Origin of the sequence: Mesorhizobium sp. M0626 (genome assembly GCF_040320665.1) — a bacterium.
Taxonomy (GTDB): Bacteria; Pseudomonadota; Alphaproteobacteria; order Rhizobiales; family Rhizobiaceae; genus Mesorhizobium.
The window spans coordinates 206448-215259 of sequence record NZ_JAMYQD010000010.1; the positions used below are offsets into that span (position 1 = coordinate 206448).

Annotated in this window: 8 protein-coding genes; 6 read left to right on the forward strand and 2 right to left on the reverse strand. The window is 64.8% G+C overall.

Annotated elements, in window-relative coordinates; genetic code table 11:
* Nucleotides 1-66: 66 nt before the first annotated feature.
* Nucleotides 67-411 carry a RidA family protein gene (locus tag NKI37_RS14930; protein ID WP_023672906.1) on the forward strand — a complete coding sequence of 115 codons (345 nt, stop codon included), beginning with the start codon at nt 67-69 and terminating at the stop codon, nt 409-411.
* Nucleotides 412-533: 122 nt separating this feature from the next.
* Here NKI37_RS14930 and hutC read toward each other — a convergent pair whose 3' ends face one another.
* Nucleotides 534-1274: a histidine utilization transcriptional repressor HutC gene (gene hutC / locus NKI37_RS14935; protein ID WP_352790528.1), complete on the reverse strand. Its 741-nt coding sequence runs from the start codon at nt 1272-1274 to the stop codon at nt 534-536.
* Nucleotides 1271-2623: a formimidoylglutamate deiminase gene (locus tag NKI37_RS14940; protein WP_352794486.1), complete on the reverse strand. Its 1353-nt coding sequence runs from the start codon at nt 2621-2623 to the stop codon at nt 1271-1273. Before NKI37_RS14940 ends, hutC begins: the two co-directional genes overlap by 4 nt.
* 90 nt (nt 2624-2713) lie before the next feature.
* Between NKI37_RS14940 and hutI the strand changes: the two genes are divergently transcribed.
* Genes hutI through NKI37_RS14965 form a run of 5 tightly spaced genes read left to right on the forward strand, consistent with a single transcriptional unit; the run spans nt 2714 to nt 8609 of the window.
* On the forward strand, nt 2714-3949 hold the full coding sequence (gene hutI / locus NKI37_RS14945) for an imidazolonepropionase (RefSeq protein ID WP_352790525.1): 1236 nt from the start codon (nt 2714-2716) through the stop codon (nt 3947-3949).
* Nucleotides 3946-5484 carry a histidine ammonia-lyase gene (hutH, locus tag NKI37_RS14950; protein WP_023711612.1) on the forward strand — a complete coding sequence of 513 codons (1539 nt, stop codon included), beginning with the start codon at nt 3946-3948 and terminating at the stop codon, nt 5482-5484. Before hutI ends, hutH begins: the two co-directional genes overlap by 4 nt.
* A 1-nt stretch (nt 5485) precedes the next feature.
* On the forward strand, nt 5486-6298 hold the full coding sequence (gene hutG / locus NKI37_RS14955; protein WP_023705776.1) for an N-formylglutamate deformylase: 813 nt from the start codon (nt 5486-5488) through the stop codon (nt 6296-6298).
* 28 nt (nt 6299-6326) lie between these two features.
* A complete protein-coding gene (gene hutU / locus NKI37_RS14960) occupies nt 6327-7997 on the forward strand; it encodes a urocanate hydratase (protein ID WP_502896393.1) in 1671 nt (556 codons plus the stop codon).
* Between the two features lie 12 nt (nt 7998-8009).
* Complete coding sequence (locus NKI37_RS14965; RefSeq protein WP_352790535.1) at nt 8010-8609, forward strand: HutD/Ves family protein; 600 nt, start codon at nt 8010-8012, stop codon at nt 8607-8609.
* Nucleotides 8610-8812 lie beyond the last annotated feature (203 nt).

Here is an 8812-nt window from a genome sequence, read left to right on the forward strand (position 1 = left end):
TGTTGGCCTTGCCCGGAGGCGGCAGCGACTCTAAACAGGCGCACCGACAAACGAAGGAACCATCCAATGAGCATTCGTCGCATCGATGTTGGCCCGCGCATGAGCCAGATCGTCATCCACGGCAACACCGTCTATCTCGCCGGCCAGGTCGGAACGCCCGGCGCCAGCGTTGGCGAACAGACGAGGTCGATCCTCGCATCTATCGACGAACTGCTGGCCAAGGCCGGCACCGACAAGACCAAGATCCTGCAGGCGATCATCTGGCTGGCCGATATGGGCACCTTCGCCGAGATGAACAAGGAATGGGACAAGTGGGTCCCGCAAGGCAACACGCCCGCCCGCGCCACGGGTGAGGCCAAGCTTGCAGGGCCGGAATACACTGTCGAGATTATCGTTACGGCGGCGATTTAAAGTGCAGCCTTCTACCTCCCCCTTGTGGGGAGGTCGGACCGAAGGTCCGGGCGGGGGGCTGGCGCCGACCCCCACCCCGCTGCTTCGCAGCGACCCTCCCCACAAGGGGGAGGGTAAAGGAGCTACCCCTGCGAAGGCTTGAACCTCGCCACCAACGTGTGGCTCTCCGCGGCGTAGGTGAACCTCACCTGCGTCACCGGGTGCTCGGCGATCCAGGTTCGGCGCTCGACCACCAGGCAGGGCGCGCCGGTTGCGACGTCGAGGGCTTCGGCAATATGCCTGTCGGCCGCGACCGCGCGGATACGGTGCTCGGCCTCGCTCCATGGCACGCGGCCGATCAGCCAAGGACCGGGGGCAATGTCGAGAAACTCCTCCTCGGCGGCTTCCGCGACGGCGGCCAGATTGATCAGCCGCTGTTCGTGCGCGAACGGCCGCTTGCCGGCAAAATGCCGGCATTCCAGCGCCAGCACCTGTCCAGCCGCTCCCAATTCCAACAAGGCGCGATCCTCGGCGCTGCTGCGCCTTTTCTGCCGCGCCATGCGCTCATAGCGATAGGCCAGCCCAAGCGCTTCGACCTCGATCCTGATGTCGTGAATTTCCAGCACCGCGGCCTGCGACTGCGGCTGGCGGACAAAGCTGCCCGAACGGCGGCGGCGCTCTATCAGCCCGGCCTTGGCCAGTTGCGACAGCGCCTTGTTCACCGTCATGCGCGAGCAATTGTATTCGGCCGTCAACTCGTGCTCGAACGGGATGCGGTGACCCGGCGCCCAGGCGCCGGACATTATTTTCTCGCTGATGTCGGACAGGATGCGCTGGTGCAGCGAACCGCCGCCTTCCACCGCCGCTGTCTCTGATATGCTCATGCCGAAAGCGCCGTCATCACATGGCGAAAGCGCTCGGCGATCGTCTCACGCACTGCATGCCGGCCGCCGCTGACTTGTTTTTTTCCGTGCACCCAGACGCAATCGACCTTGCCGCCATTGGCAAAGATCCAGGCGTCGAGGATCGCATCGCCACTTTTTCCGGCCAGCGAAGGATGGTTTTCGTCGAGGGAGACGAAATCAGCCGCGGCGCCGGCGGCGATCCGCGACGGGCCGGCGCCGAGTGCGGTGCTGCCGCCATCGAGGGCGGCGTCGAACAGAGCCCGCCCGGTCGAGCCGCCGGCCACCGCCAGCACATTGCGGGCGCGGTGTGCGAGGCGCTGCGAATATTCGAGCTGGCGCAATTCATCCGGCAGGCCGATCAGCACGTTGGAATCCGAGCCGACGCCGAAGCGGCCGCCATGTTCGATGAACAGAGGTGCTGAAAAGGTGCCGTCGCCGAGATTGGCCTCGGTGATCGGGCAAAGCCCGGCAATGGCGCCGCTTCTGGCCATGCCGGTTGTCTCAGCCTCGGTCATGTGGGTGGCGTGGATCAGGCACCAACGCTTGTCGATCCCGGCATTGGCGAGCAGCCATTCGACCGGTCGCGCACCCGACCACGCCAGGCAATCCTCGACCTCCTTCACCTGCTCGGCGACGTGGATGTGGATCGGTCCGTCCGGCGCAATGGCGGCAACAGCGCTGAGTTCCTCCGGCGTCGCGGCGCGCAGGCTGTGCGGGGCGACGCCGACGACAGCCTGATTCAACGCACGAACCGATTCGCGGCATTTCTCAACCAGCAGGGAGAAGCGATTCACATCGTTGATGAATCGCCGCTGGCCTTCATTGGGCGCAGCGCCGCCAAAGGACGAATGCGCATAAAACACCGGCAGCAGCGTCAGGCCGATACCGGTCTCGGCGGATGCAGCGGCAATGCGCTCGGCCATTTCGGCAAGGTTGGCATAGGGTTTTCCGTCGCGATCGTGGTGGAGATAATGAAATTCGCCGACGCGCGAGAATCCGGCCTCCAGCATTTCGACATAAAGCTGGGCGGCGACCGCCTCGACCTGGTCCGGCGTCATCGACAGCGCGAAGCGGTACATCACCTCGCGCCAGCTCCAGAAGCTGTCGGCGGAGGGACCGCGCAGTTCGGCAAGCCCGGCCATGCCGCGCTGGAAGGCGTGGCTGTGCAGGTTCGGCATGCCCGGCACCAGAATGGCGTGGCGTTCGTCGCCAGCCTGTATCGACGTGCCGGCTTCGACTGCCGTGATGCGACCGTCGTTCAACAAAATCCGCACCTTGTCGTGCCAGCCATTGGGCAGCAGCGCCTGTTCCGCAAAGATCGCCGTCACGTTTTTCTCCGCATTCCCTGAACAATTGCACTTGCAGTGCTTTTCAATATGTATATACATAATCGCCATCCAATCAAACGGAAAAAGATGATGGCGGCACAGAACAAAAGCCGGGCAGGGGGCCTTCACCTTTGGCGCAATGCGCGCCTGGCAACCATGGCCGAAGGCGACGCCGGACTGGGCATTGTCGACAAGGGCGCGATTGCCGCCCGCGACGGTCTCATCGTCTATGCCGGTCCGGAAGCCGACATGCCGTCAGCGTTGGCTCAGGGCGGCGAGACTACCGATTGCGAAGGCCGCTGGATCACGCCCGGTCTCATCGACTGCCACACCCATCTCATCCATGCCGGCAACCGTGCCAACGAGTTCGAGATGCGGCTGGCCGGCGCCACCTATGAAGAAGTCGCCCGTGCCGGCGGCGGCATCGTCTCCTCGGTCGAATCCCTGCGTGCCGCGAGCGAAGACGAACTGGTTGCGCAGACGCTGCCACGCCTCGATGCGCTGATGGCCGAGGGCGTCACCACGGTAGAGGTAAAGTCGGGTTACGGGCTCGATCTCGAAAATGAACAGAAGTCGCTTCGCGCCGCGCGGCAGCTGGACAAGGAACGCCCGGTCACGGTCCGCACCACCTTCCTCGGCGCGCATGCGCTGCCGCCGGAAGCAAAAGGCGACAAGGACGCTTTTGTCGATCTCGTCGCCAACACGATCCTGCCCGCAATCGCCGCCGGGGGCCTGGCTGACGCCGTAGACGGCTTTTGCGAGGGCATTGCCTTTTCGCCGGAACAGATTGCCCGCGTCTTCGACAAGGCCAAGGCGCTTGGCCTGCCGGTCAAACTCCATGCCGACCAGCTGTCCAACCTGCATGGCGCCGAACTCGCCGCCCGCTATGGCGCGCTGTCGGCCGACCATCTCGAATACACCGACGAGGCCGGCGCCGCAGCGATGGCCAAGGCCGGCACCGTGGCGACCATCCTGCCCGGCGCCTACTATTTCATCCGCGAAACCAGGAAGCCGCCGGTCGGCCTGTTCCGCCAGCACGGCGTCAAGATGGCGGTCGCCACCGACAACAATCCCGGGACGTCGCCGCTGACCTCGCTGCTTCTGACAATGAACATGGCCGCGACGCTTTTCGGCCTGACCGTCGAGGAATGCCTGGCCGGCACCACTCGCGAGGCTGCCCGCGCGCTGGGATTGCTCGGCCAGACCGGCACGCTGGAGGCAGGAAAATCTGCCGACCTGGCGATCTGGGACGTCGGGCGTCCGGCCGAACTCGTCTACCGCATGGGCTTCAACCCGCTCCATGCCCGCATCTGGAGAGGACAATGACCGAACTTAACCTGAAGCCCGGCAATGCGACGCTGGCCGACTGGCGCGCTATCTATCGCGGCGCCGTGCCGAAGCTCGACGCCTCCTGCCGGCCAAAAATCAAGGCCAGCGCCGAGGCAGTCGCCCGCATCGTCGCCAAGGGCGAGCCGGTCTATGGTATCAATACCGGCTTCGGCAAACTGGCCAGCGTCCGCATTCCGGCCGAGGATCTAGAGGCCTTGCAGCGCAACATCGTTTTGTCGCATGCCGCCGGCGTCGGCGAGCCGATGCCGGTCGCTGTGGTTCGGTTGATGATGGCGCTGAAGCTCGCCAGCCTGGCGCAGGGCGCGTCGGGCGTGCGGCCGCAAACGATCGAGTTGCTGGAAGCGATGCTGGCCAACGACGTCATCCCCGTCGTGCCGGCGCAAGGCTCGGTTGGCGCCTCCGGCGATCTCGCGCCGCTGTCGCACATGACGGCAGTGATGATCGGCGTTGGCGAATGCTTTACCCCGCATGGCCGCTTCCCGGCCAAGGTCGCTTTCGTCTCGCACGGCCTGGAGCCGGTGACGCTTGGCGCCAAGGAAGGCCTGGCGCTGCTCAACGGCACGCAGTTCTCCACCGCCTATGCGTTGGCCGCTCTCTTCGAGGCCGAAGTGCTTTACCAGTCGGCGCTGGTCGCCGGCGCGCTGTCGACCGACGCCGCCAAGGGTTCGGACGCGCCCTTCGATCCGCGCATCCATCTCCTCAGAAAACACCCGGGCCAGATCGAGACGGCGGAAGCGCTGCGCAACCTGATGGCCGGCAGCGCCATTCGTGAATCGCACCGCGTCGGCGACGAGCGCGTGCAGGATCCGTACTGCCTGCGCTGCCAGCCGCAGGTGATGGGCGCCGCGCTCAGTGTGCTGCGTCAGGCCGCCGACACGCTTGGCACCGAGGCCAATGGCGTCACTGACAATCCGCTGATTTTCGCCGAGGACGACACAGCGCTCTCCGGCGGCAATTTCCACGCCGAGCCGGTGGCTTTCGCTGCCGACATGATCGCGCTTGCCGTCTGCGAGATCGGCTCGCTGTCGGAGCGCCGCATCGCCATGCTGGTAGACCCCGCGCTGTCCGGCATGCCGGCCTTCCTGACGCCGAAGCCCGGCCTGAACTCCGGCTTCATGATCCCGCAGGTGACGGCGGCGGCGCTCGTCTCTGAGAACAAGCAGAAGGCCTATCCGGCAAGTGTCGATTCCATCCCGACCTCGGCCAACCAGGAAGACCACGTCTCGATGGCCGCACATGGCGCGCGCCGGCTGATCGGCATGATCGAAAACGCCACGGCCGTCATCGGCATCGAACTCTTGGCCGCCGCGCAGGGCTGCGATTTCCATGCGCCGCTGGCGTCGAGTGCAGCTCTGGAAGCTGTTCGCAAGCTGGTCCGTGCCGAGGTGCCGCATCTCGACAATGACCGGCATTTCCACCCTGACATGGAAAAAGCCATCGCTATGGTGCGCAGCGGCGCTGCCATCAAGGCTGCGAGCGCGGTGACATTGCCTTCGATCTCGGGAGTCTGACATGACCGACTGGCTGACAGTGACCGAAGGCACGGCACCCCTGTTGGTGTCGATCCCGCACACGGGTATCGATCTCGCCGGCATCGACAATCGGCTGGTCTCGCCCTGGCTCGGCCGCCGCGATTGCGACTGGTGGATCGACAAGCTCTACGATTTCGCCGCCGGCCTTGGCGCGACGATTGTGCATACGTCGATCTCGCGCACCGTTATCGACGTCAACCGCGATCCTTCCGGCGCCTCGCTCTATCCCGGGCAGACGACAACGACGCTATGCCCGACCGAGACCTTCGACGGCGATCCGCTGTATCTGCCCGGCGCGGAACCGACGCCGTCGGAGATAGACCAGCGCCGCATAGCGTATTTCGTGCCTTACCATGAAATGCTGGCGGCCCAGGCCGTCAGGCTGCGCGGCCTGCATGAGAAGGTCGTCATTTACGATTGCCACTCGATCCGGTCGGTGCTGCCGCGCCTGTTCTACGGCACGCTGCCGGTATTCAATCTCGGCACCAATGACGGCCAGACCGCGGATCCTACGCTGCAGGCGCTGGTTGGTCAGATCATGGCCGAGAGCGGTGAAAGCAATGTCATCAACGGTCGTTTCAAGGGCGGCTGGATCACCCGCTATTTCGGCAATCCGCAAGGCGGCTACCATGCGCTGCAGATGGAACTTGCCGATCGCGGCTATTTGCGCGAGCCCGAGGGCAAGGGCGAACCGGACAATTGGCCGGTGCCTTATGATGCCGAGTTCGCCGCGCCGATGCGCGCCACACTGACGAAAATCCTCCAATCCGCCATTGACTGGGCCGGGCGCTGAGACGCCGCCTTACTCCAAAGGGACAATGATGAACAATCCTCGCCACAACATCCGCGAAGTGCGCGCGCCCCGCGGCGACAAGCTCAACGCCAAATACTGGACGACCGAAGCGCCGCTGCGCATGCTGATGAACAACCTCGATCCCGATGTCGCCGAAAACCCCAATGAGCTCGTCGTCTATGGCGGCATCGGCCGGGCCGCGCGCACCTGGAACGATTTCGACAGCATCGTCGCCTCGTTGAAGACCCTCAATGAAGACGAGACGCTGCTGGTCCAGTCCGGCAAGCCGGTCGGCGTCTTCCGGACGCACACCGATGCGCCGCGCGTGCTGATCGCCAACTCCAACATCGTGCCGCATTGGGCGACCTGGGACAAATTCAACGAACTCGATAAAAAAGGCCTGATGATGTACGGCCAGATGACGGCCGGCTCCTGGATCTATATCGGCACGCAAGGCATCGTGCAGGGCACCTACGAGACCTTCGTCGAGGCCGGCCGCCAGCACTACAATGGCAACCTTACGGGCAAATGGATCCTGACCGGCGGCCTCGGCGGCATGGGCGGCGCCCAGCCGCTTGCCGCCGTCATGGCCGGCGCCTGCTGCCTCGCCATCGAATGCAATCCGGACTCGATCGATTTCCGGCTGCGCACCCGCTATGTCGACGAGAAGGCCGAGACGCTCGACGAAGCGATGGAAATGATCGAGCGCTGGACCAAGGCCGGCGAGGCGAAGTCGGTCGGCCTGCTCGGCAATGCGGCCGACATCGTGCCGGAAATGTTCAAGCGGGGCATCCGCCCCGACATGGTCACCGACCAGACCTCGGCGCATGACCCGATTAACGGCTATCTGCCCAAGGGCTGGACGATAGCTGAGTGGCGCGAGAAGCGCGTCTCCGATCCCAAGGCTGTCGAGAAGGCCGCCCGCGCCTCAATGCGCGAGCATGTCGAGGCGATGGTCGCGTTCTGGAATGCCGGCGTGCCGACGCTCGACTATGGCAACAACATCCGCCAGGTCGCCAAGGACGAAGGCTTCGAGAACGCCTTTGCCTTCCCGGGTTTCGTGCCGGCCTATATAAGGCCGCTGTTCTGCCGTGGCATCGGCCCGTTCCGCTGGGCTGCTCTTTCGGGCGATCCCGAGGATATCTACAAGACGGACGCCAAGGTGCGCGAACTCACCCCCGGCAACACCCATCTGCACAACTGGCTGGACATGGCACGTGAGCGGATCGCCTTCCAGGGCCTGCCGGCGCGCATCTGCTGGGTCGGCCTCGGCGACCGCCACAGGCTGGGGCTCGCCTTCAACGAGATGGTGGCCAGGGGCGAACTCAAGGCGCCCGTCGTCATCGGCCGCGACCATCTCGATTCCGGCTCGGTGGCTTCGCCCAACCGCGAGACGGAAGCGATGAAGGACGGCTCCGACGCCGTCTCCGACTGGCCGCTGCTCAATGCGTTGCTCAACACCGCGTCGGGCGCAACCTGGGTGTCGCTGCATCATGGCGGTGGCGTCGGCATGGGCTTCTCGCAGCATGCCGGCATGGTCATCGTCGCCGACGGCACGCCGGACGCCGCAAGGCGCCTGCAGCGCGTGTTGTGGAACGATCCGGCGACAGGCGTCATGCGCCACGCCGATGCCGGCTACGACATCGCCATCGAGTGCGCGAAGGAGCACCAGCTCAATCTGCCCGGTATTTTAGGCTGATTGGCTTAAATGATGCGCATCCTACGGGCCGCCGACTACCGGGTCATGCCGTGGAAGAATGGCGGCGGCACGACCACCGAGATCGCCGTCTCGCCGGACGGCGCCGGCCTGGACGATTTCGACTGGCGCGTTTCGATGGCGCGAGTCGAGGATAGCGGGCCGTTCTCGGGCTTTGCCGGCGTCGACCGCACGCTGGCCGTGCTGGAAGGCGAGGGCATCGTCCTCGACATTGCTGGCCGGCGGCCGGCCGAAGTGACGGCGGCTTCCGCCCCGCTGTCCTTCCCGGCCGATGTGCCGACCTCGGCGGCGCTGATCTCCGGTCCGATCACCGACCTCAACGTTATGACCCGCCGCGGGCGGGCCATGCACACGGTCGAGCGCCTGGTGGTCTCGGTTCCGACCGATATCCGGCCGACCAGCGCTATGACCCTGATCCTGCCGTTCGACGGCGAGGTCGGCCTCAGCGGCCCGACATCGTCTCGTCTTGGACCCCTCGACACGCTGTTGTTCGGTCCGCAGGCGAAACTACGGGTTGAACCGGTACGGCCGACGACCGTGTTCGTCATCCGGATAGCCAGGCTGGGCCAGCCGCACCGCCAGCACAACGATTAACGCCTGTTGCCAAACATGATCGCACGCCGGAGAAATCTGGCGTAAGCTGTTGTCTGGATCACGAAAAAGCCCGAATCCTTCCGTCGTTCCAAGGCGGACGGGAGGGCAGGGGTGCTCGTCCTTGAATTGTCGAAAGCCCCACTTAAAATGTCGAAGGGATAACGCCTCTGGCGTGGTGCGAAGCAAAACTTTCGGCCAGTGTA